The sequence below is a fragment of the Scleromatobacter humisilvae genome, assembly GCF_023231945.1.
Lineage (GTDB): Bacteria > Pseudomonadota > Gammaproteobacteria > Burkholderiales > Burkholderiaceae_C > Scleromatobacter > Scleromatobacter humisilvae.
Window position 1 is genome coordinate 1,886,507 of the sequence record NZ_JAJLJH010000001.1, and the last position, 22,739, is coordinate 1,909,245.

The window sequence follows — 22,739 nt, forward strand, 5'->3', positions numbered from 1 at the left end:
TCATGCCTTCGTCCACGGGAAACCGCGCTTGTAGCGCTGCAGCATCTGCGCGTTGCCCTGCTCGAAGAATTCCTTCGTCACCGAGCCCTCGTTGCCGCCGAGGCAATACTGCACGGTGTATCGGCCGGTGCAGTCGAAGGCCTTGAAGTTCTGCATCATCACCTGGGCGAACACGCGATCCTGGCCCCACTTGCCGTGCCACACGTGCGCGCTTTGCAGCAGCACCTCGCGGCGGACGCAGTACGAGCTGGTGTCGATCAGATGGCTGTTCGTGAATGCCGGCCACTTGCCCAGGCTCTCGCAGTCGTCCCGGCAGAGGAACTCGCCTTCGGGCGTGCAGATGTTGCGCAGGCTGTAGCACCACTGCAGGCGGCGCGCCGCGATGAGGTCGATGCACTGCGCGACGTGCTCGGGCGACAGGAAGTTGTCCTGATCGAGGAACAGCACGTGATCCTCGTCGACCAGGTGCGCGAACGCGGCGTAGATGCGGTGGCCGTAGAAGCCGCCGGCGCCCACGTTGCGCGGCAGCACGCACACGGGCACGTCCAGCCCGCGGAGGGCATCGTCGACCTGGGCGCGGAATTGCGGGCCGTCGCAGACGACGTAGCAGGCGGTGGGCACTGTCTGCGCGAGGACGCTCTCGACCGCGCGACGCAACGAAGGCGCGCCGGTCGTGGGGATCAGGACAACCGCGCTCATCCTGCCAACCGCTCGTCGACCAGTTCGATCCAGTGCCGCACCGGCGTCGCGGTGCCGGACTGCAGGTGCGAGATGCAGCCGATGTTGGCAGACACGATCGCCCGCGGCCCGGGCTGCGCGGCAGACAGCGCGGCCAGCTTGCGATCGCGCAGCTGCGTCGCGATCTCCGGCTGCAGCACCGAGTAGGTGCCGGCGGAGCCGCAGCACAGGTGGCTTTCGGTGGCGGCCAGGCGGACGTCGAAGTCGAGCGCGGTCAGCATCCGCTCGACGCCGCCGCGCAGCTGCTGGCCGTGCTGCAGCGTGCACGGCGGATGGAACACCAGCGGCACGCCGGGCGCATGCTCGGGCGCCGCGGTGCCGCGGCGCTCGCGCACGCCCTGCCAGTGGGCGAGCAGCGCGGGCATCAGGCCGTCCAGCAGCTCGCTCAGGTCGCGGGTGAGCGCGCTGACGCGGGCCGCCTTCTCGGCGTAGTCGGGATCGCGGGCGAGCGCGTGGCCGTAGTCCTTGACAGTGACGCCGCAGCCCGACGCGTTCATCACGATCGCCTCGACCGCGCCGGCGTCGGTCAGGCCGGCGACCCACGGCCACCACGCGTCGATGTTGCGGCGCATGTCGTCCAGGCCGCCGTCGTGGTCGCCGCCGTGGCTGCGCACCGCGCCGCAGCAGCCGGCGCCATCGGGAACGATGGTCTGCACGCCGGCCAGGTCGAGCACGCGCGCGGTCGCGGCGTTGATGTTGGGCTTCATCGCCGGCTGCACGCAGCCCATGAGCATCAGCACCTTGCGCGCGTGCGTGCGCTGCGGCCACAGGCCTGCGTGCGCATCGGGCGCGCCCTTGGGTTCGACCTTGGCCTTGAGCGACTTCGGCAGCAGCGGCCGCATCGCCTGGCCCAGCTTCAGCGCCGGCGCGAACAGCGGCGACGTCAGGCCTTCGCGCAGCAGCCAGCGCTTCGTGCGCTCGCCGAGCGGGCGGTCGACCTTGGCGTCGACGATGCGGCGGCCGATGTCGACCAGGTTGCCGTACTCGACGCCCGACGGGCACGTCGACTCGCAGTTGCGGCAGGTCAGGCAGCGGTCGAGATGCACCTGCGTCGCGCGCGTCGGCGCCTGCCCTTCGAGCACCTGCTTCATCAGGTAGATGCGGCCGCGCGGGCCATCGAGCTCGTCGCCCAGCAGCTGGTAGGTCGGGCAGGTGGCGGTGCAGAAGCCGCAGTGGACGCACTTGCGCAGGATGGCCTCGGCCTCGAGGCCATCGGGCGTGCCGGCGAATTCGGGAGAGAGATTGGTTTGCATCGGCTAGAAGCGCATCGGGCGGCCCGGCACGAACACGCCGTGCGGATCGAACGATTCTCGCAGCCGCCGGTGGATCGCGAGCAACGACGGCGCCAGCGGCGTCGCGTAGCCGGCACCGTCGCCCACGCCGCCGATGACGCGGAACGCGCTGCCGCCGGCGCGCTCGGCGCGGTGCAGCACCAGCGTGTCCTCGGCGCCCGCGACGATCCAGCGCTGGGCACCGCCCCACTCGATGAGCGTGTCCTCGAACGACGGCAGCACCGGCGTGGTCGGCGGCAGCGACAGCCGCCACAGCGCGCTCTTGTCGCGTTCGGCGGCGTGGCGGGCCTCGATGAAGAACTCGTCGCGCTGGTCGCGCAGGCCTTCCCAGAACGCGTCGCCCAGCTCGTTGGGGATCACTTCGCCGCCGAGCCGGCTCACCGCGGAGGCGACGGCCGCTTTCGCGCCGCGCAGGCGGATCGCCAGCGTGTCGCGCCACCACACGCTCGCATTGAGCGGCAACGGCTGGCCGGCCCAGGCATGCAGGTGGTCGAGCGCCTCGCCCTGGCGCATGTCGAAGCGCAGCGTCGCGGTGGCGACGGGCATCGGCAGCACCTTCAGCGACACCTCGCAGATCGCGCCCAGCGCGCCCCACGAGCCGGCCAGCAGGCGCGACACGTCGTAGCCGGCGACGTTCTTCATCACCTGCCCGCCGAAGTGCATCAGGTCGCCGCGGCCATTGAGCAGCAGCACGCCCAGCACGTAGTCGCGCACGCCGCCGACCGCCGCGCGCCCGGGGCCGGCCAGGCCCGCGGCCACCATGCCGCCGACGGTGCCGCCGAGCGCGCCCGTCTCGTCGGCGAAGCGCGGCGGGTCGAACGGCAGGCACTGGCCGCGCTCGGCCAGCACCTTCTCGATCTCGACCAGCGGCGTGCCGGCGCGCGCGGTGATGAACAGCTCGCTGGGCGCGTAGTCGACGATGCCGGCGTAGCTGCGCATGTCGAGCGTCGCCGCATCGGAGATCACGCCCGCCATGAAGGACTTGGTGTTGCCGCCGCGGATGCGCAGGATGGCCTTGGCGGCGGTCGCCTGGCGCACGCGTTCGGCCAGGCCGATCAATGTGTCGTTCATCGCTTCAGAAACGTTCCAGCTCGGGGAAGGCCAACGCGCCGCGCTTGACGTGCATGCGCCCGTACTCGGCGCAGCGCGCGAGCGTCGGGATGACCTTGCCCGGGTTGAGCAGGCCCTGCGGGTCGAACGCGGCCTTCAGCGCCAGCATCTGCGCGCGCTCGCTCTCGGAGAACTGCACGCACATCGAGTTGAGCTTCTCGGCGCCGACGCCATGCTCGCCGCTGATCGTGCCGCCCATCGCGACGCTCAGCTCGAGGATCTCGGCGCCGAAGGCTTCGGCGCGATGCAGCTGGTCGGGGTCGTTGGCGTCGAACAGGATCAGCGGGTGCAGGTTGCCGTCGCCGGCGTGGAAGACGTTGCAGCAGCGCAGGCCGAAGGTGCGTTCCATCTCGCCGATGGCCAGCAGCATGTCGGCCAGCCGCGCGCGCGGGATCGTCGAGTCCATGCACATGTAGTCCGGGCTCAGCCGGCCCGAGGCGGGGAACGCGTTCTTGCGGCCGCTCCAGAACCTCAGGCGCTGCGCCTCGTTGTCGCTGACCTCCAGCTGCGTCGCGCCCGCGGCGACCAGCACCGACTTCATGCGCAGGATCTCTTCCTGCACTTCCTCGGGCGTGCCGTCGCTCTCGCACAGCAGGATGGCGGCGGCGTCGAGGTCGTAGCCGGCGTTGACGAAGGCCTCGACCGCGGCGGTCATCGGCTTGTCCATCATCTCGAGGCCGGCCGGGATCAGGCCGTTGGCGATGATGGCCGCCACCGCGTCGCCCGCGGCGCGCACGTTGTCGAAGCTGGCCATGATGCAGCGCGCCACCTGCGGCTTGGGCGTGAGCTTGACGACGACCTCGACGATGACGGCCAGCATGCCCTCGCTGCCGACCACCACCGAGATCAGGTCCAGCCCCGGCGCGTCGAGCGCCAGCGAGCCGAAGGTGGCCGGGCTGCCGTCGGCCAGGAAGCCGCGCACCTGCAGCACGTTGTGCAGCGTCAGGCCATATTTGAGGCAGTGCACGCCGCCCGAGTTCTCGGCGACGTTGCCGCCGATGGTGCAGGCGATCTGGCTCGACGGATCGGGCGCGTAGTAGAAGCCGTGCGGCGCCACGGCCTCGCTGATGGCCAGGTTGCGCACGCCCGACTGCACGGTGGCGGTACGGGCCCGGGTATCGACCTTGACGATCCGGTTGAACTTGGCCAGCGACAGCGTCAGTCCGTTCGCATGCGGCATCGCGCCGCCGGACAGCCCGGTGCCCGCGCCGCGCGCGACGACCGGCACGCCCAGCCGGTGGCACGCCGCCAAGATCGCCGACACCTGCTCCTCGGTCTCGGGCAGCGCGACGGCCAGCGGCCGCTCGCGATAGGCCGTGAGGCCGTCGCACTCGTACGGCGTGGTCTCTTCCTCGCGCCACATGAGCGCGTGCGGCGGCAGCAGCCCGCGCAGCGCGTCGACGAGCGTGGCCTGGCTGACCGCCGCGCGCGCGGGCGCGGGCGCGTCCCGCGTGGGCGTGGTGTCGCGCTCGTCCAGGCGCGAGGGCGCGATCGCGCTCTCGCCGTCGAAGCCCGCCGCCATGGTGTTGGCCCAACCCGGGTGGGCGAGCATCGAGGGCGCGTCGTCCTCGCCCAGGACCGGGTCAACTCGCTCGGGGCTTCGTGGCACGGGACGTGGTCTTTCGAGCAGAGGTCTTGCGGGCGGGCGCCTTCCTGGCGGCCGCGGGCTGTTCGGTCTTCCTGGCGGCGGCCTTGGCGCCGGTCGCGCTCGCGGCCTGGGTCGCGGCCGACATCGCCTTGGCCGCGACGCCCGCCGGCGCCTTGACGGCCTTCTTGATCATCTCGCTGGCCGCGTCCGTGCCCTGCTTCATCATCGCGCCGGCCAGGCTCTTGGCCGCGTCGGCGGCGCTGTCCTTCATCGCGCTCGCGGCCAGCTGCGTGAACTGCTTGGTGAGCGCGCCCCACCACTGCATCGGATCGACCACGCCCGCCGCCGCGGCCGCCGGCGCTTCCGCGGGCGGCGCCTTGGGTTTCGCCTTCGGCGCGGGCGCGGGCGCGGGCTCGGGCGGCGGCGCGGGTTCGGACGCCGCCTCCGCCGGCTTGGACATGCCGGGGATGTTGCCCATCGCGTTGCGGGCCGCCTGCATCAGCGCGTCGGCGCCGAAGCTGTTGGCGACCGAGCCGGCGGCCGCCGACGCGGCGGAGCCGGCCGACGCGAGCGGCGCCACCTTCATCGCGTCGCGCAGGTCGGTCATCTGCACGTTCATCGTCTTCAGCGTCGAGAGGGTCATCCTTTGAACCTCCAGCGCCTGGATCGTCGTGCCCAGCATCTTCGCGTTCTGATCGAGCCAGAACTGCACCGTCTTCAACTCGTCGATGCGCTTCTGCAGCTCCTCGGGATTGAGCGTCGGCGCCACCCACTGGCCCATGCTGGGCAAGGCCGAGCCGGCGTTCTTCACCAGGCCCTGCAGGAAATCGAATCCGGGCACGAGCTTCGCGAAATTCGGGATGTCGGACATGGAGACCTCGTGGAGTGGCGTCAGGTCGATGATCCTACGCCTTGGCCGAGCTTCAGTGCGCGTCGGCGAACGGCACGCGTTCGACCTGGAAGCCGCGCGCCTTGAGCAGCTCCGGCAGCCCGATGCGTCCGGTCATGTGCAGCGAGCCGACGGCAACGAACAGCGACTTGCCCTCGGCGTTCCACTTGGCGATCTTGTCGGCCATCAGCGGGTTGCGCTCGTCGATCAGCTTGACGAACTCGGCGCGCTGCTCCGGCGTGTCGAGGCAGTCGCACCACTGGCCGTACGCGTCCAGGTCGGCCAGGTCGCCGCGCTGCCAGTCGCCGGCCAGCCGCTGCAGCATCTGCGGGCTCTGGCCGCCCTCGAGCTCGTCGAGCACCTCGCCGACGGTGCGCGCGGTCTCGGCGGGATCGTCGCTGACCAGCAGCGCCGCCTGCGATTCGGGCGTCTCGAGCGAGCGCAGCGGCTTGCGCAGCGTGCGCGCGACGCCTGCGATCACCGTGTCGATGCCGTACTCGGGATAGAGCCCGAACTGGCGCGCGGTCGCGAGGTCGACGGTGACGGCCTGCATCTCGGGGCGCAGGCTGGCCAGGTGGTCCGGCGCGATGCAGTTGGCGGCCATCTGCGCCGCGAGCCGGCGCTGCAGCGCCTCGGGCAGCGCGGGCGCGTCGGGGCGGCGCTCGATGGCCTTGCGCAGGCGATCGATCACGCCCGCATCGGTGACATCGAGCTCCAGCGCGACCACGTCGCTGGCCATCAGCGCGTGCATCACGTCCGGTCCGGGATAGGCCCAGGACAGCTTGGCCACGTGGATCGTGCCGTAGAGCCAGACCGTGCGCCCGCCCTTGGTGGCCTTCCACATCAGGCCGCTGTCGACCGCGGCGCGCATGCCGGCCGCGGCTTGCTCGGCCGTCGGCTGCCCCGCCTCGGGCGGGCAGCGCACGTCGGCCGCGATGGCGGGCGCATCGGCCGTGCCGCCCGGCTCGGCCACCGCCGCCGCCCACGCAGGCGCCGCGACGAGAAGGAACGCCGACGCCAGCGCGCGCCAGCTCATTCGCACTCCAGCACCTGCTGCTCGATGGCGCCGAACACCGAGTGGTTGTCGCGCTTCATCTCGATGCGGATCACGTCGCCGTACTGCATGAAGCCCGTCTTCGGCTCGCCGTGCTCGATGGTCTCGATCGCGCGCTGTTCGGCGATGCAGCTCCAGCCCTTGCTCCAGTCCTTGTTGCTGACGGTGCCCGAGCCGACGATGGAGCCGGCGCGCACGTTGCGCGTCCTGGCCAGATGCGCGATCAGCTGGCCGAAGTGGAAGGTCATCTCGGGGCCGGCGTCGCAGGCGCCGACCTTGCGGCCGTTCCAGGTGCAGGTCAGCGGCAGGTGCACGCGGCCGCCCTGCCAGGCGTCGCCCAGTTCGTCCGGCGTCACCGCGACCGGGCTGAACGCCGTGGCGGGCTTGCTTTGCAGGAAGCCGAATCCCTTGCCCAGTTCGGCCGGGATCATGTTGCGCAGGCTCCAGTCGTTGGCCAGCATCACGAGGCGCACGCCTTCGAGCGCCTGCTCGGGCGCGACGCCCATCGGCACGTCGCCGGTGACGACGGCCACCTCGCCCTCGAAGTCGATGCCCCAGTCGGCGCTGGCGAACGTCGCCGCGTCGCAGGGACCGAGGAAGTCGTCGCTGCCGCCCTGGTACATCAGCGGGTCGCCGAAGAAGCTCTCGGGCATCTCGGCGCCGCGCGCCTTGCGCACGAGTTCGACATGGTTCAGGTAGGCGGAGCCGTCGGCCCACTGGAACGCGCGCGGCAGCGGCGCCATGCACTGCTCGGGCACGAACGGGAACGCGTGGCGCGTCTTGCCGTGGTTCAGCGCGACCGACAGGTCCTGCAGCAGCGGCGCGATGAAGTTCCAGTCGTCCAGCGCCTGCTGCAGGCGCGTGGCGATGCCGGTGGCGAAATGGGCCTGCGTGAGGTCGCGCGAGACGACGACCAGCTGGCCGTCGCGCGACCCATCCTTGTAGGTGGCAAGTTTCATGGAAATGCCCGGTTCCGCGCCGGGTGTCTGGAAGCAGCGATGGCAGTATTGTCCGATGCGAACGCGACGTCTTTGCGGATTGACGCTGGTGGTGCTGGCGGCACACGCCCTGGCATGGCAACTCGCCATCGGCGGCTGGCCGGCGTTGGCGCCCGCGCGGGCAGGAGTTCACCGCGTCGTCCTGCTCAGTGTGCAGGCGCGCGCGCAAGTTCCCCTGACGTCGTCCGATGCGGCCGCCGAGCCCGCGCACGCCGCCGCCCGGGCGCGCGTCACGCCCGCGCCGCGCGCGGGCGACGGCGGCGCGCTGCGGCACGTGCCGCGCGATGCCCAGGCCTGGCCGGTCTACGCCACGCGCGCGCCGCCGTCTGCCTCGCTGCGCTACGCGCTCGTGCAGGCGGGCGCCGCCGCGTCGTCCGCGGGCGTGGCCGAGCTCGAATGGCGGCGCGAGGCTGACGCCTTCTCGCTGCGGCTGGCCACGGCGGTCGGCGACAAGCCGCCGCGCGAATGGCAAAGCACGGGCACGTTCGACGCGGCCGGTGTCGCGCCGCTGCGGCTCGTCGAGCGCGAGAAGGGCCGCGACCGGCGCACCGTCAGCTTCGACCGCGAACGAGGCGTCGTGCGCTTTTCCGGTGCATCGGGCGCGCCGGCGGTGGCGGCCGGCGCGCAGGATCGCTGGAGCTGGATCGCGCAGCTCGCCGCCATCGTCGAGGCCGGCGCGCGACGCGGCCAGCGTTCCACGCACTGGGATCTGCAGGTCGCCGGGCTGCGCGGCGAGCTCGAGCGCTGGACATTCCGCGTGCTGCCGACGGGCGATCCCCCGCCGGAGCTGCGCCGGCAAGGTAACGAACTGTCAGCATCCGGCAATCGGGCCCCCGCCTTGCTTCATCTGCTGCGTGACCCCGAACAACCCTACGACCTGCGCATCGAGGCCTGGTTGTCGCCCTCGCTGCACCACCTGCCCGCCGGACTGCGCATGAGCACGCCGCCCGGGCCCTGGTCGATGTCGCTCTGGCTGCGCAACTCTTGATATTCCGGCGCCCGCCATCAACTTCGAACCAATTCACAAGGATGCCGTCATGACGACCATGGTCTACAACTCCGACAACTTCGTGGTGGTCGAACTCGACGTGCCGGTCGCCCCGCGCGAGGGCGACATCCTCGAGGCCAGCGACACGCCGCTCTCGCGCGGCGGCTACGAGATCGTCGACAAGTTCGCACGCAAGGAGATCTACATCGAGGGCGCGCTGGCGCAGCAGTTCCGCGAAGGCGTGGAGGAACTCGCGCGCACCGAGCCGACGCAGGACCAGGTGGAGGAATTCATCGGCCGCTACACCGGGCTGGCGCAGCAGCCGCTGATCCTGCACTGAGCGCCGTCACGACGGCGCGCGACAAAGCGCACGATCGCCAGCACGAAGAGCACGTCCACCGGACTCGAACCGGCGATGATGGCCACCGTGTCGGCTCCGCCGGGGTTGGTGGCCAGGCAGGCCGTCAACGGATCGACATGCACGACTCGCGCCAGGGCGCCGCACGGCGCGATCAGTGCGTAGCACGCGGCCAGCAGCCACCACGGCAACTCGATCGCCAGCAGGCCGGTGTCGTTCAGCACGACGCCCGCGAACATCGGCAGCAGCAGGGCGCCGGCAGGGATGCGCAGGCGCACGGCCAGCCCGGCGCCGTCGGCGGCCAACACCAGCGTCTCGGCGAACGCCGCGGGGTGCAGCGGCCCATGCACCGGGATCAACGATGCGCTCGCCGCGTGCGTCGGCAGCCACAGGCGCGTGACGGCGGTCGCCGCCGCGCCCACCAGCAGCACGCGCAGGCACTGCATCGGCGCGACGAGCCGAACGTCGGCGCCGAACGCCTCGCCCATCAGCACCATCGCCGTCGCCTCGCCCGGGAGCGAGCCCCACACCGCGGTCGTCCCCGGCAGCAGGCGCCAGCGCGCCCTCGCCCATCCGAGCAGCACGCTCAGGATCACCGCGAACAGCGGCCATGACTTGCCGATCGCGCCGAGGATCGGCCCCAGCAGCGGCGCCGCCCAATGCATCCCCAGCCGACGATGGTTCGGCGCGGCGGTGCCTTCGGGCCTGGAGCACGAGGCAGTCAAAGGCGATGGCCGGACGATGCGCCCGGGCCCGCTGAATCGCGAGTTTCATGAGAATTCACTCATTCAAATGGCGGCGCATCGCGTGGGGAGTTCTCGCGACAGCGCCGCAACGCGTGCATTTCTTGGTGACCGGGTCTCAGGTTTCGGACTTGCCCTCCGAAACAGTCGAAAGTGCCTTCCCGCCGGGAACGCCGGAAATCTCGACGAGCCCGCGCGCGTCGTCCGGTCTGCCCCGGCCTCTTGCCGGAATTCGTCGTGTCCGCTTCCCTGGCCTGGCCGGCCTGCGCCCTGATGGCGTTGCTCGGCGTGTCGACCGTCGCTCTGCTCGGCTGCTCGCTGCGGCGCATGCGCTCGCGCGACCGCCTGACAGTGCTCGTCTGGTGGCTCGCAAGCGTCTGCTGCGTCGGCGCCGGCCTGTGGGGCAGCTGGGCGCTGGGGCTGTCGGCGCTGTCGGTGCCGGTATCGCTGCCGGCGCTGGCGTTCCGGCCGTCGTCGCTCGCCGCGCTGGCCGTGGTCGCGGCCACGGTGGTCGCCGCGTTGCACATCGTTGCGCGCCTGGACTGGCCGGAAGTGGCGCGCTGCGCCGTCCACACGCTGTTGTTCTCCGCCGGCTGGGCCGCGATGTTCGAAATCGCGCGCCGCGGCCTGAGCTGGGGCGCGGCGACGACGGGCACCGTGTTCGGCCTGCCGACGCTGCTGCCGTCCGTCGCGCTCATCGCCGCCGGCTGCGCCACCGCGCTGTGGCTGGTGTTCGGCGAACGCTGGCGTCACGCGGGCTATGTCCTGCAGCGGCTGTGGCTGTGCGCGGCCACGCTCGGCGGATGCCACGCGGCCGCGCTGATCCTCTCGTTGCGCGCGCTCCAGTTGCCGCCGCCGCCCGAGACCTTCGCCGCGCTCGCCGGCCACGCCGCGCCGGGCGCCGGCACGCTGGAGCTGGTGAGCGGGCTGTCCGCGGTGCTGGTGGCCGTCGGCCTGTTCGCGTCCTGGCTCGACACCCACGCCCACACCCGCAACCGCGAGTTGGCCAGCTCGCTCAACGACGCCAACCGGCGCCTGCGCGACCAGGCCCACTCCGACCCGCTGACGCGCATGCCCAACCGGCTGCTGTTCGAAGAGCGCATGGCCACCGCGCTGGCCACGGTCGGCCACGACCCGGAACCGGCTGCGCTGGCGGTCATGTTCATCGACCTCGACGGCTTCAAGCCGGTCAACGACTCGTTCGGCCACGTCGCCGGCGACACCGTGCTACGCGAGATCGGCCGCCGCCTGCAGGCGATCGCGCGGCCCGAGGACACGGTTGCCCGCGTCGGCGGCGACGAGTTCCTGCTGATGACCGTTCGCCCGGGCCACGAGGCCGTCGCCGCCGCGATCGCCCAGCGCGTCCTGGAGGCGCTCAACGAGCCGCTGGTGCTGCCCAACGACGTCGTCGTCAACCTGTCGGCGTCGATCGGCATCGTGCTGTACCCGGAACACGGCCACCACGCCAAGATGATCGCCAACGCCGACGCCGCGATGTACGCGGCCAAGCGGGCCGGCGGCTCGACCTACGCGTTCTTCGAGCCGCGCATGGAGCTCGACGCGCGCGAGCAGCTCGCGCTGCAGAACGACCTGCGCCACGCGATCGAGCGCCACGAGCTGCAGCTCTACTACCAGCCGAAGATCCACGGCAAGTCCGGCCAGATCACCGGCGTCGAGGCGCTGCTGCGCTGGCAGCACCCGGTGCGCGGCTTCGTCTCGCCGGGCATCTTCATCCCGGTCGCCGAGCGCTTCGGCCTGATCGGCGCGATCGGCAACTGGGTGATCGACGAGGCCTGCCGCCAGATGAGCGAATGGCGCAAGCAGGGCCTGCGCATGCGCGTGGCCGTCAACCTGTCGGTGCACCAGCTGCGCCAGGAAGACCTGGTGCAGCGCGTGCGCATCGCCGTCGACCACTTCCGCATCGACCCGGCGCTGCTCACCTTCGAGATCACCGAGTCGGTGGCGATGGAAGACACGCAGGAGACGCTGCACGCGTTCTCGCAGCTGGCCAGCGCCGGCGTGAGCCTGGCGATCGACGACTTCGGCACTGGCTACTCGAGCCTTTCCTATCTGCGAAAGCTGCCCGCGCGGCAGCTGAAGATAGACCAGAGCTTCGTGCAGGACCTGGGCAGCAGCCAGGACGCGCTGGCCGTCGTCGACGCCGTCATCAAGCTCGCGCACGCGCTGGGGCTGCACGTGGTGGCCGAGGGCGTCGAGACCGCGCGCCAGCGCGACATCCTGCTGTCGCTGCAGTGCGACGAGCTGCAGGGCTACCTGTTCGCCAAGCCGATGGCCTCGCGCCTGCTCACGCTGTGGGCGATGGGCGAGTCGCGCACCGTCCCGCACACGGCGCCCGACGCCAACTCCGGCCGCGACGACTTCCGCGACTCGCTGTACTCGCCCGATGGCCCCGACACGGTTATCGACGCCCTGCAATAATTCGGGCATGTCCAAGCCCACCCCTGTCTTCACGCGCGGCGCGCGGCTGCCCGAGCTGCTGGCGCAGCGCATCGTCATCATCGACGGCGCGATGGGCACGATGATCCAGCGCTACAAGCTGCACGAAGCCGACTACCGCGGCGAGCGCTTCAAGGATCATCCGAAGGACATCAAGGGCAACAACGAGATGCTCCAGCTCGTCAAGCCCGAGGTGCTGCGCGAGATCCACTCGCAGTACCTGGCCGCCGGCGCCGACATCATCGAGACCAACACCTTCGGCGCGACGTCGGTCGCGCAGGACGACTACGGCCTGGGCCACCTGGCGCGCGAGATGAACGTCGCCGCCGCCCGCCTCGCGCGCGAGGTCGCCGACCAGTTCGAGACGCCCGACAAGCCGCGCTTCGTCGCCGGCGCGCTGGGCCCGACGCCGCGCACCGCCAGCATCAGCCCGGACGTCAACGACCCGGGCGCGCGCAACACCAGCTTCGACGAGCTCAAGGCGGCCTACCGCGAACAGGCGGAAGGGCTGGTCGAGGGCGGCGCCGACCTGTTCCTGGTCGAGACGATCTTCGACACGCTCAACGCCAAGGCCGCGATCTTCGCGCTCGACGAGCTGATGGACGAGACCGGCATCCGCCTGCCCGTGATCATCTCGGGCACCGTCACCGACGCGTCGGGCCGCATCCTGTCGGGCCAGACCGTCACGGCGTTCTGGCACTCGGTGCGCCACGCGCGCCCGATCGCCGTCGGCCTGAACTGCGCGCTCGGCGCGGCGCTGATGCGTCCGTACATCGAGGAGCTGGCCAAGGTCGCGAGCGACACCTACGTCAGCTGCTATCCGAACGCCGGCCTGCCCAACCCGATGAGCGACACCGGCTTCGACGAGACGCCCGAGGTCACCGGCGCGCTGATCGAGGAGTTCGCCAAGTCCGGCTTCCTCAACATCGCCGGCGGCTGCTGCGGCACGACGCCCGAGCACATCGCGGCCATCGCGCGCCGCGTGGGCGCGTACCGCCCGCGCGGGGTGCGCGACCCGCTGTTCTCGCCGCTGCTGGCCGCGGCCTGACGCGCGACGCTCAGGCCTTCTCGAGCAGGTCGAGGTTGGGCCGCACCTTCACCTGCGCCGGCGCGACGGCACCGGTGACGGCGAAGTCGGGCAGCCTGGTGTTGCGCAGCGCCGGCACGGCCAGCGGCATGCCGGTCCTGCCGACCAGGCTGACGACCACCGGCGCCTTGGCGATCGCCGTGCGGCGCACCACCATCGCGATCTCGCCGCATTGCAGCTTCACCCAGACGCCGGGCGGATACAGCCCCAGCGTGCGGATCAGCGCCTGCCCGGCCTCGTCGGTGTGGCCGCCCTCGTCCAGCAGCGCGACCTGCGCCGCCGCGGTGGGCGACGACGCGGGCCGGCTCTTGCGCGGGCTCAGGCGCGCGGCGTAGCGGTCGGCGCGGCGGATCAGCCGGGCGATCGTCTCCTCGGGCGAGCGGCCGGCCATCGGGCCGGACGGCGCCGTGTGGTGATGGCGCACGGCGTGCAGCCACATCGGGTCGTCGACGCCGATCTCGGCCAGCAGCGCGGCGGCGCGCTCGGGATGGTCGCGCAGCGCGCCCTTCTGCATCTCGCTGAGCGGGCCGGCCTGGCGGGCGAGGTCGTCCTGCGTCTGCGTGAACGCGAGGTTCATCGTCAGCGACGCCAGCGTCAGTGGCTCGGCCCAGCCGGCCTGCCAGCCCGGCAACTGGGTGCAGGCCATCGAGGCGAGCACGCAGACGAACAGGCTGTGGTTGGCGCTGTAGTCCTGGAATTCGTTGCTGGCGTCGTACATCAGCCGCATCAGCGCGCGGTCGGGGCTGCGCTCGACCAGCGCGAGGATGTCGTCGCGCAGCGTGCGCAGCCGCGCGATCCAGTCGGCGCCGTTCGGGTTGACCAGCAGCATGCGCAGCCGCATTTGCAGATTGGGCCAGTCCAGCGGGCGTTCGACGGCCTTGGCGGCGCCGGGCATCGGCAGGCTGTCGTAGTCCGGGCGCGCGCTGGCGATGCGGCCGAGCGCCACGTCCTGGCGCAGCATCTGGTCGAGCTGCCCGTTGTAGGCCCGCTGCACCGACTCCATCTCCGCCATGTCGATGAAGATCGCGCGCGACTTCAGCAGCTCGAGCTGCTTGCTGGTCTCGATGGTCGAACCGCGCGCCAGCAGCACCGCACCCGAGCCGTCGCGCACCGAGAACGGAAGCGGACGACCGATGCGCAGGCCTTCGGAGGGCAGGGGAACGACCTTCATGGGCAGGGTGGTGAAGCGCCAAAAGAGACTGTCAGAACCGGCATATCGGCCTTGCGAAGGCTGGTCTTGAGGGTGGGCACCTACAATTTGGCACATGTCCTCCGCCGAAACGGCCGCCACGGGCGCCGACGCCAAGAATCCCCCGCCGATGAAGCTGTCCGGGCTCGAGCCCGTGACGCTGGCCGACGGCCACCTGTTCGTCAACATCGGGGAGCGCACCAACGTCACCGGCTCGAAGGCGTTCGCCCGCATGATCCTGGCCGGCGAGTTCGAGCAGGCGCTGGCCGTCGCGCGCCAGCAGGTCGAGAACGGCGCGCAGGTCATCGACGTCAACATGGACGAGGCCATGCTGGACAGCCAGGCGGCGATGGTGCGCTTCCTGAACCTCGTCGCCAGCGAGCCCGAGATCGCGCGCGTGCCGGTGATGGTGGACTCGTCGAAGTGGAGCGTGATCGAGGCCGGCCTGAAGTGCCTGCAGGGCAAGGGCATCGTCAACTCGATCTCGATGAAGGAAGGCGAGGACGAGTTCCGCCGCCAGGCCCGCCTGGTGCGCCGCTACGGCGCCGCGGCCGTCGTGATGGCCTTCGACGAGCGCGGCCAGGCCGACACCTTCGAGCGCAAGACCGAGATCTGCGAGCGCGCCTACCGCATCCTGGTCGACGAGGTCGGCTTCCCGCCCGAGGACATCATCTTCGACCCGAACATCTTCGCGATCGCCACGGGCATCGAGGAGCACGACAACTACGCCGTCGACTTCATCAATGCCACGCGCTGGATCAAGCAGAACCTGCCGGGCGCGAAGGTGTCGGGCGGCGTGTCGAACGTGAGCTTCTCGTTCCGCGGCAACGAGCCGGTGCGCGAGGCGATCCACACCGTGTTCCTGTACCACGCGATCCAGGCGGGCATGGACATGGGCATCGTCAACGCCGGCATGGTCGGCGTGTACGACAACCTCGACCCCAAGCTGCGCGAGCTGGTCGAGGACGTCGTCCTCAACCGCAAGCCGAAGCTGGACGGCACCGAGAACGCCAGCGACGCGGCCAAGACCCCGACCGAGCGGCTGCTGGACGCCGCCGAGGCCGTCAAGGGCATGGTGCGCGACGACTCCGCGCGGCTGGCGTGGCGCGCCGGCACGGTCGAGGAACGGCTGTCGCACGCGCTGGTGCAAGGCATCACCGAGTTCATCACCGAGGACACCGAGGAGGCCTGGCAGGCCATCCTGGCCAAGGGCGGACGGCCGCTGCACGTCATCGAAGGCCCGCTGATGGCCGGCATGAACGTCGTCGGCGACCTGTTCGGCGCGGGCAAGATGTTCCTGCCGCAGGTGGTGAAGTCGGCGCGCGTGATGAAGTCGGCCGTCGCCCATCTCGTCCCGTACATCGAGGAGGAGAAGCTGCGCATGGAGGCGGCCGGCGACGACGTGCGCTCCAAGGGCAAGATCGTGATTGCCACCGTCAAGGGGGACGTGCACGACATCGGCAAGAACATCGTCACCGTCGTGCTCCAGTGCAACAACTTCGAGGTCGTCAACATGGGCGTGATGGTGTCCTGCAAGGACATCCTCGATCGCGCCCGGGTGGAAGGCGCCGACATCATCGGGCTGTCCGGGCTGATCACGCCCAGCCTCGAGGAGATGCAGTACGTTGCCTCCGAGCTTCAGCGCGACCCCGACTTCCGCGCATTGAAGATCCCGCTGCTGATCGGCGGCGCCACGACCAGCCGCGTGCACACCGCCGTCAAGATCGCGCCGCACTACGAAGGCCCGGTCGTCTACGTGCCGGACGCGTCGCGCGCGGTGGGCGTCTGCGCCGACCTGCTGTCCGACGAGAAGGGCACGCAGTTCCGCGAGGAGCTCGTGGCCGACTACGCGCGGGTGCGCGAGCAGCACGCCAACCGCAAGCAGGTGCCGCTGGTCACGCTGGCCGCGGCGCGCGCGAACAAGACGCCGCTCGACTGGTCGACGTACACGCCGCCGGCGCCGAAGTTCATCGGCCGCCGGATGTTCAAGCAGTACGACCTCGCCGAGATCGCCGCCTGCATCGACTGGGGTCCGTTCTTCCAGACCTGGGATCTCGCCGGCCCGTACCCGAAGATCCTGAGCGACGAGGTCGTCGGCGAGGCCGCGACCAAGGTGTTCGCCGATGGCCAGGCGATGCTCAAGCGCGTCGTCGACGGCCGCTGGCTCTCCGCCAACGGCGTGATGGGCTTCTGGCCGGCCAACACGGTCGACGACGACACGATCGAGATCTACACCGACGAATCGCGCACCGAGGTGCTGCTGAAATGGGCGCCGCTGCGCATGCAGACCGAACGCCCCGTGATTCCCGACGAGAACGGCGTCGAGGTGCGGCGCCCCAACCGCTCGCTCGCCGACTACATCGCGCCCAAGGGCACCAGGCCCGACTGGATCGGCATGTTCGCGGTCACCGCGGGCCTGGGCGTCGACAAGCGCGAGGCCGAGTTCGAGGCCGCGCACGACGACTACTCGTCCATCATGCTCAAGGCCATCGCCGACCGCCTCGCCGAGGCCTTCGCCGAGCGCCTGCACCAGCGCGTGCGCACCGAGCTGTGGGGCTACGCGCCGGCCGAGAAGCTGTCCGTCGACGAGCTGATCGCCGAGAAATACCAGGGCATCCGCCCGGCGCCGGGGTATCCGGCCTGCCCGGAGCACGGCGTCAAGCTCGACATGTTCCGCGCGATGCAGGCCGACGAGATCGGCATGGCGCTCACCGAGAGCCTGGCGATGACGCCGGCGGCGAGCGTGTCGGGCTTCTACCTTGCCCATCCGCAGGCCAGCTACTTCAACGTCGGGCGCATCGGCGAGGACCAGATGAAGGCCTGGGCCGCGAGCCTCGGCATCGACGAGGACACCGCGCGGCGCCGCCTGAGCGTGTCGCTGTCGGCCTGAGCGGCGCAGCACGGACGCGACGGTCGCAAGCAACGTCTGTAACGCTTCCTGTCGACGGGCATACCCACGCTTGTTGGGGGTCGCGCGACCGCTGAGAATTTGTCGGGCCCGAGACATTCCGGCCGGACAAGAACTCAGGAACAAACACCCATGACATATCGTCGAATGCTGGCCGCCGTCGCGCTGCTGGCGGTAGCCTCGGCGGCGCATGCCGAGCACTTCGAATACGCGGTCCAGCTGACGGGCACCTACGAGGGCGGCGGCACCGGCGGCTGCACGCCGCCGTTCGACCAGCCGGGCTGCCCGACCGCGGGCAGCATCTCCGGCATGATGAGCTTCGATACCCCGACCAACGGCGATGGCTCCTGGCTGATCGAGCCCGGCCTCACGGACATCACCAATTTCACCACGAGCTTCGGCAGCTTCTCGACCGACCTGCTGCTCGGTGGCATCAGCGTGAGCGACGGCTCGCCCTCCGGCAGTGTGCAGGCGATCGACGAGTCCGAGTCCCTCAGCTTCGACGGGGCCGGCCGGACCGTTTCGTACTCGTTCGGATACGCCGGCACCCACGGCGGCACGGGCAGCTTCACCGGCACGCTGAGCGCGGTGCCGGAACCCTCGCTGGCCCTGACGATGCTGGCGGCGCTCGCCGGCGTGGTGCCGCTGGCGCGGCGCCGCGGACGCGCGGCGGCCTCGCGTCCGCAAAGCGCGATCTAGGTCGCGCCCCAGGCCGCGAAGTCCGGGTTCTCGAAGCCGGGCTTGCCGTAGGCCAGCGCGGCGCCGCCTATCGTGCGCACCGAGCCCCCGGCCGCGCGCAGCACGGCGTCGCCCGCGGCGGTGTCCCACTCCATCGTCCGGCCGAAGCGCGGGTAGACGTCGGCCAGGCCCTCGGCCAGGATGCACAGTTTCAGCGACGAGCCCACCATCCGCTGCGCCGCCACCCGGCGGCCCGCGAGGAAGGCGTCGACGGCGCGGTCGTTGCCGTGATGGCGGCTGCCGACCACCGTGAGCCCGTCCGCCGGCTCGCCGCGCACGGCGATCGCGCGCCGTTGGCCGCGGATCTCGACCCACGCGCCCAGTCCGGCCGCGCCGGCGTAGAGCGTCTCGAGCGCGGGCGCGAGCACGAGCCCGAGCACGGGCACGCCGTGGTCGATCAGGGCGATGTTGACGGTGAACTCGCCGTTGCGGTTGACGAACTCCTTGGTGCCGTCGATGGGATCGACGAGCCAGAAGCGATTGCTCACATCCGGAATATCACCAGCGGAAGCAGCCTCCTCGCCGACGATGGGGATTCCCGGGGCCAAGCGGCGCAGGCCCTCGAAGATCACCTTCTCGGCGCACTGGTCGGCCAGCGTGACCGGCGAATCGTCGCCCTTGACCTCGACCTGGAAGTCCGTCGCGTAGATGCGCATCACCAGGTCGCCCGCCTCGTGGATGAGCGGCGTCAGCGCAGAAAGCAGGGAAGCCAGGGGCAACGGGCCGGTGATCATGACGCTCATAACGGGTATGCGGGATTCGTTGGATTATGACAAAATCGTGCCACTAAATGTTTTAGTGTCCCGGTTTTATCCCGTGCCTGCCTTGACCGCCAGCCTCTCGCAATTGAACTCGCAGCGCCGCCGCGCGGTGCAGTTGCGCGTGGACGGCCACAGCCTGGCCCGCGTGCGCGAGGAGACCGGCCTCAGCGTGCCCACGATCATCGGCGCCTTCAAGGCGTTCACCGAAGGCGGCTGGCATGCCGTGGACGTCGGCGCCCGCGGCCGCCCGCAAGGCACCGGGCGCACGCTGACGCCGGCCCAGGAGGCCGAGCTGGCGCTGCTGGCGCTCTACGGCACGCCCGAGGCGGCCGGCCAGCCGGTCTCGCTCTGGTCGGCCGACGCCGTGCGTGACTGCGCACGGCAACGCTTCGGCGTCGAGTTGCATCCGCGCGCGGTGGCGCGCAGCCTCGCGCGCTGGGGCCTGACGCTGGTGGCGCTGCGCGACGCGGCCGAACGCTCGCCTGCGGGCGCGCAGTGGCTGGCCTCCCGGCAGGCCGGGGCCCGTATCGCCGGCGCGCCGCGCACCTGGTGGTGCGGCGGCCTGCCCTCGCCCGCCGCGGCCGGCAGCGCGCGCGGGCTGCTGGTGGCCATCGACGCGCGCGGGCAGGTCGCCTGGCTGCCCGTCGCCTCGCTGAGCCTGCAGGACGCTTACGTCGACTTCCTCGCGCGCCTGCAGGCACAGACGCCCAGCCCGGTGGTCGCCTGGCTGCACGGCCTGGACCTGCGCCGCGCCGCGCAGTTGAACCACTGGATCGCGACGCAGCCGCGGCTGCACGTGATCCCCTGCCCGATCGCGATCGCGCGCCGCGGCCCGCCGGCCGACGAGATCCTCAAGCTGACCCCGCCGCCGCTCGCGGCGGATCCCTTTCCCGCGAACACGGCCACCGCCGCCGCTGCCCTGGCCCCGTCGCCCGCAGCGTCCGGCCGGCCCCTCATCACGCCCCGTGCATCGACAACGGACGATCCCATGAACCTCACCCACCTGCAGCGCCTGGAAGCCGAGAGCATCCACATCATGCGCGAGGTCGTCGCAGAGACCGACAACCCCGTCATGCTCTATTCGATCGGCAAGGATTCGGCCGTGATGCTGCACCTCGCGCGCAAGGCCTTCTTCCCGTCGCCACCGCCGTTCCCGCTGCTGCACGTCGACACCACGTGGAAGTTCCGCGCGATGTACGAGCTGCGCGAGCGCATGGCCAAGGAGTCGGGCATGGACCTGCTCGTCTACCAGAACCCGGAGGCCGCGGAGCTGGGCATCAATCCGTTCACGCACGGCTCGGCGATCCACACCGACATGTGGAAGACGCAGGGGCTGAAGCAGGCGCTGGACAAGTACAACTTCGACGCGGCCTTCGGCGGCGCGCGCCGCGACGAGGAGAAGTCGCGTGCCAAGGAGCGCATCTTCTCGTTCCGCTCGGCGCAGCATCGCTGGGATCCGAAGAACCAGCGGCCCGAGCTCTGGCGCCTGTACAACGGCCGCAAGCAGAAGGGCGAGTCCATCCGCGTGTTCCCGATCTCGAACTGGACCGAGCTCGACATCTGGCAATACATCTACCTGGAGAACATCCCCATCGTGCCGCTGTACTTCGCGGCCGAGCGGCCGGTGGTCAACCGCGACGGCACGCTGATCATGGTCGACGACGACCGCATGCCGCTGAAGGCCGGCGAGGTGCCGATGATGAAGAGCGTGCGCTTCCGCACCCTCGGTTGCTATCCGCTGTCGGGTGCGGTCGAATCGACGGCCTCCACGTTGACGGACGTGATCCAGGAGATGCTGCTCACGAAGACTTCGGAGCGCCAGGGCCGCATGATTGACCACGATTCCGCCGCTTCGATGGAAAAGAAGAAGCAAGAGGGGTACTTCTGATGGCACACACGTCCGACCTCATCTCGACCGACATCGAGAAATACCTCAAGCAGCACGAGAAGAAGAGCCTGCTGCGCTTCATCACCTGCGGCTCGGTCGACGACGGCAAGTCCACCGTCATCGGCCGGCTGCTGTACGAATCGAAGATGCTGTTCGAGGACCAGCTCGCGGCCATCGAGAACGATTCGAAGAAGTGGGGCACGCAAGGCGGCGACATCGACTTCGCGCTGCTGGTCGACGGCCTCGCGGCCGAGCGCGAGCAGGGCATCACGATCGACGTCGCGTACCGCTTCTTCTCGACGGACCGCCGCAAGTTCATCGTCGCCGACACGCCGGGCCACGAGCAGTACACGCGCAACATGATCACCGGCGCCTCGACCGCCGACGTCGCCGTGATCCTGATCGACGCGCGCAAGGGCGTGCTGACGCAGACGCGCCGCCACAGCTACCTCGTGAGCCTGATCGGCATCCGCAAGGTGGTGCTGGCCATCAACAAGATGGATCTCGTCGACTACTCGCACAAGGTGTTCGACAGGATCGACGCCGAATATCGCGAGTTCGCCAAGCAGATCGGCCTGAGCGACATCACGTCCATCCCGCTGTCCGGCCTCAAGGGCGACAACATGCTGGTGGCCAGCGACAAGACGCCGTGGTACCGCGGCCCGACACTGATGGGTTTTCTCGAGACCTGCGAGGTCGACGACACGCGCCTGCAGAAGGAAGCCTTCCGCATGCCGGTGCAGTGGGTCAACCGGCCCAACCTCGACTTCCGCGGCTTCGCCGGCGTCGTCACCAGCGGCTCGATCAAGCCGGGCGACCGCATCGTGGCGCAGCCTTCGGGCAAGGAGAGCAAGGTCGCGCGCATCGTCACCTTCAACGGCGACCTGGCCGTGGCCGTGGCGGGGCAGTCGATCACGCTGACACTGGAGGACGAGATCGACATCTCGCGCGGCGACGTGCTGTCGCTGGCCGAGTCGCCGGCCGAGGTGGCCGACCAGTTCGAGGCCTCGCTCGTGTGGATGACCGACGAGCCGATGCTGCCGGGCCGCCCGTACCTGATGAAGATCGGCGCCCAGACGGTCACGGCGTCCATCACCGAGCCGAAGTACAAGATCAATGTCAACACGATGGAGCACCTGGCGGCCAAGCAACTGGGCGTCAACGAGATCGGCGTCGTCAACCTCGCGCTGGATCGCCAGATCGCGTTCGACGCGTACAAGGCCAATCGCGACACCGGCGGCTTCATCCTGATCAACCGCATGACCAACAACACGGTCGGCGCCGGCATGCTCAACTTCGCGCTGCGCCGCTCGCACAACCTGCGCATGCAGCACGTGGACGTCGACAAGGCGCGGCGCTCCGAGTTGAAGGGCCAGCGGCCGGCGGTGCTGTGGTTCACGGGCCTGTCCGGCGCGGGCAAGTCCACCATCGCCAACCTGGTCGAGAAGAAGCTCGCCGCGATGGGCCGTCACACCTACCTGCTCGATGGCGACAACGTGCGACACGGCCTCAACAAGGACCTGGGCTTCACCGAGGCCGACCGCGTGGAGAACATCCGCCGCGTCGCCGAGGTGGCGCGCCTGATGGTCGACGCCGGCCTGATCGTGATGACCGCGTTCATCTCGCCGTTCCGCTCCGAACGCTCGATGGCACGCGGACAGATGGCCGACGGCGAGTTCATCGAGATCCACGTCAACACGCCGCTGGCCGTGGCCGAGGAGCGCGACGTCAAGGGCCTGTACAAGAAGGCGCGGCGCGGCGAGATCGCCAACTTCACCGGCATCAGCTCGCCGTACGAGCCGCCCGAGTCGCCGGAGCTGGTCGTCAACACGCACACGCAGACGGCGGAGGACGCCGCCGATGCCATCGTGGCAAAGCTCAAGTCGCTGGGAATCGTCGACGGCTAGCCGCCACGATGCTCCCCCTTCGGGGATGGGCGAGAATCGCCCGATG

The 22,739-nt window shown here is 70.3% G+C and carries 18 protein-coding genes; 8 read left to right on the plus strand and 10 right to left on the minus strand.

Features of this window, described 5'->3' with window-relative positions:
* From LPC04_RS08920 to LPC04_RS08950, 7 genes are read right to left on the minus strand one after another with little or no spacing between them, the layout of a single operon-like run.
* Entirely contained in the window at positions 1-699 is a 699-nt protein-coding gene (locus LPC04_RS08920) for a glycosyltransferase family 2 protein (RefSeq protein WP_275681822.1), read from the minus strand.
* Positions 696-1,991, minus strand: a complete 1,296-nt coding sequence (glcF, locus tag LPC04_RS08925) for a glycolate oxidase subunit GlcF (protein WP_275681823.1) — start codon at positions 1,989-1,991, stop codon at positions 696-698. Before glcF ends, LPC04_RS08920 begins: the two co-directional genes overlap by 4 nt.
* 3 nt (positions 1,992-1,994) lie before the next feature.
* Entirely contained in the window at positions 1,995-3,101 is a 1,107-nt protein-coding gene (glcE, locus tag LPC04_RS08930) for a glycolate oxidase subunit GlcE (RefSeq protein ID WP_275681824.1), read from the minus strand.
* Between the two features lie 4 nt (positions 3,102-3,105).
* On the minus strand, positions 3,106-4,692 hold the full coding sequence (locus LPC04_RS08935; RefSeq protein ID WP_275681825.1) for an FAD-linked oxidase C-terminal domain-containing protein: 1,587 nt from the start codon (positions 4,690-4,692) through the stop codon (positions 3,106-3,108).
* Positions 4,693-4,723: 31 nt separating this feature from the next.
* A complete protein-coding gene (locus LPC04_RS08940) occupies positions 4,724-5,599 on the minus strand; it encodes a PhaM family polyhydroxyalkanoate granule multifunctional regulatory protein (protein ID WP_275681826.1) in 876 nt (291 codons plus the stop codon).
* 52 nt (positions 5,600-5,651) lie between these two features.
* Positions 5,652-6,653, minus strand: a complete 1,002-nt coding sequence (locus tag LPC04_RS08945) for a TraB/GumN family protein (protein WP_275681827.1) — start codon at positions 6,651-6,653, stop codon at positions 5,652-5,654.
* A complete protein-coding gene (locus LPC04_RS08950; RefSeq protein WP_275681828.1) occupies positions 6,650-7,630 on the minus strand; it encodes a fumarylacetoacetate hydrolase family protein in 981 nt (326 codons plus the stop codon). Before LPC04_RS08950 ends, LPC04_RS08945 begins: the two co-directional genes overlap by 4 nt.
* A gap of 55 nt (positions 7,631-7,685) precedes the next feature.
* On the opposite strand from LPC04_RS08950, the gene LPC04_RS08955 reads away from it, so the two are divergent.
* The gene (locus tag LPC04_RS08955; RefSeq protein ID WP_275681829.1) at positions 7,686-8,657 is read left to right on the plus strand and encodes a hypothetical protein; all 972 of its coding nucleotides are present in this window, start codon (positions 7,686-7,688) and stop codon (positions 8,655-8,657) included.
* A 49-nt stretch (positions 8,658-8,706) separates the two neighbouring features.
* A complete protein-coding gene (locus LPC04_RS08960; protein ID WP_275681830.1) occupies positions 8,707-8,997 on the plus strand; it encodes a BTH_I0359 family protein in 291 nt (96 codons plus the stop codon).
* On the opposite strand, the gene LPC04_RS08965 is transcribed toward LPC04_RS08960, so the two are convergent.
* On the minus strand, positions 8,958-9,680 hold the full coding sequence (locus LPC04_RS08965) for an AbrB family transcriptional regulator (protein WP_275681831.1): 723 nt from the start codon (positions 9,678-9,680) through the stop codon (positions 8,958-8,960). The genes LPC04_RS08960 and LPC04_RS08965 overlap by 40 nt on opposite strands.
* 315 nt (positions 9,681-9,995) lie before the next feature.
* Between LPC04_RS08965 and LPC04_RS08970 the strand changes: the two genes are divergently transcribed.
* Together LPC04_RS08970 and LPC04_RS08975 are read left to right on the plus strand one after the other, a co-directional pair.
* Positions 9,996-12,197 carry a putative bifunctional diguanylate cyclase/phosphodiesterase gene (locus LPC04_RS08970; protein ID WP_275681832.1) on the plus strand — a complete coding sequence of 734 codons (2,202 nt, stop codon included), beginning with the start codon at positions 9,996-9,998 and terminating at the stop codon, positions 12,195-12,197.
* Positions 12,198-12,204: 7 nt separating this feature from the next.
* Positions 12,205-13,263 (plus strand): homocysteine S-methyltransferase family protein, encoded by a 1,059-nt coding sequence (locus LPC04_RS08975; RefSeq protein WP_275681833.1) that lies wholly within the window; start codon positions 12,205-12,207, stop codon positions 13,261-13,263.
* Positions 13,264-13,273: 10 nt separating this feature from the next.
* On the opposite strand, the gene LPC04_RS08980 is transcribed toward LPC04_RS08975, so the two are convergent.
* Positions 13,274-14,473, minus strand: coding sequence for an HD-GYP domain-containing protein (locus LPC04_RS08980; RefSeq protein WP_275681834.1), 1,200 nt, complete (start codon positions 14,471-14,473; stop codon positions 13,274-13,276).
* A 94-nt stretch (positions 14,474-14,567) separates the two neighbouring features.
* Between LPC04_RS08980 and metH the strand changes: the two genes are divergently transcribed.
* Positions 14,568-17,381, plus strand: coding sequence for a methionine synthase (gene metH / locus LPC04_RS08985; RefSeq protein WP_275681835.1), 2,814 nt, complete (start codon positions 14,568-14,570; stop codon positions 17,379-17,381).
* Positions 17,382-17,531: 150 nt separating this feature from the next.
* On the plus strand, positions 17,532-18,098 hold the full coding sequence (locus tag LPC04_RS08990) for a hypothetical protein (RefSeq protein ID WP_275681836.1): 567 nt from the start codon (positions 17,532-17,534) through the stop codon (positions 18,096-18,098).
* Here the strand turns inward: LPC04_RS08990 and cysQ are convergent.
* Positions 18,095-18,880, minus strand: a complete 786-nt coding sequence (cysQ, locus tag LPC04_RS08995) for a 3'(2'),5'-bisphosphate nucleotidase CysQ (protein ID WP_275681837.1) — start codon at positions 18,878-18,880, stop codon at positions 18,095-18,097. The genes LPC04_RS08990 and cysQ overlap by 4 nt on opposite strands.
* 7 nt (positions 18,881-18,887) lie before the next feature.
* Here cysQ and cysD point away from each other — a divergent pair, with 7 nt between their 5' ends.
* Both cysD and cysN read left to right on the plus strand, forming a co-directional pair.
* Positions 18,888-20,786, plus strand: coding sequence for a sulfate adenylyltransferase subunit CysD (gene cysD, locus LPC04_RS29065; protein ID WP_420854704.1), 1,899 nt, complete (start codon positions 18,888-18,890; stop codon positions 20,784-20,786).
* Positions 20,786-22,693 carry a sulfate adenylyltransferase subunit CysN gene (cysN, locus tag LPC04_RS09010; protein WP_275681838.1) on the plus strand — a complete coding sequence of 636 codons (1,908 nt, stop codon included), beginning with the start codon at positions 20,786-20,788 and terminating at the stop codon, positions 22,691-22,693. The genes cysD and cysN overlap by 1 nt, the downstream gene beginning before the upstream one ends.
* Positions 22,694-22,739 lie beyond the last annotated feature (46 nt).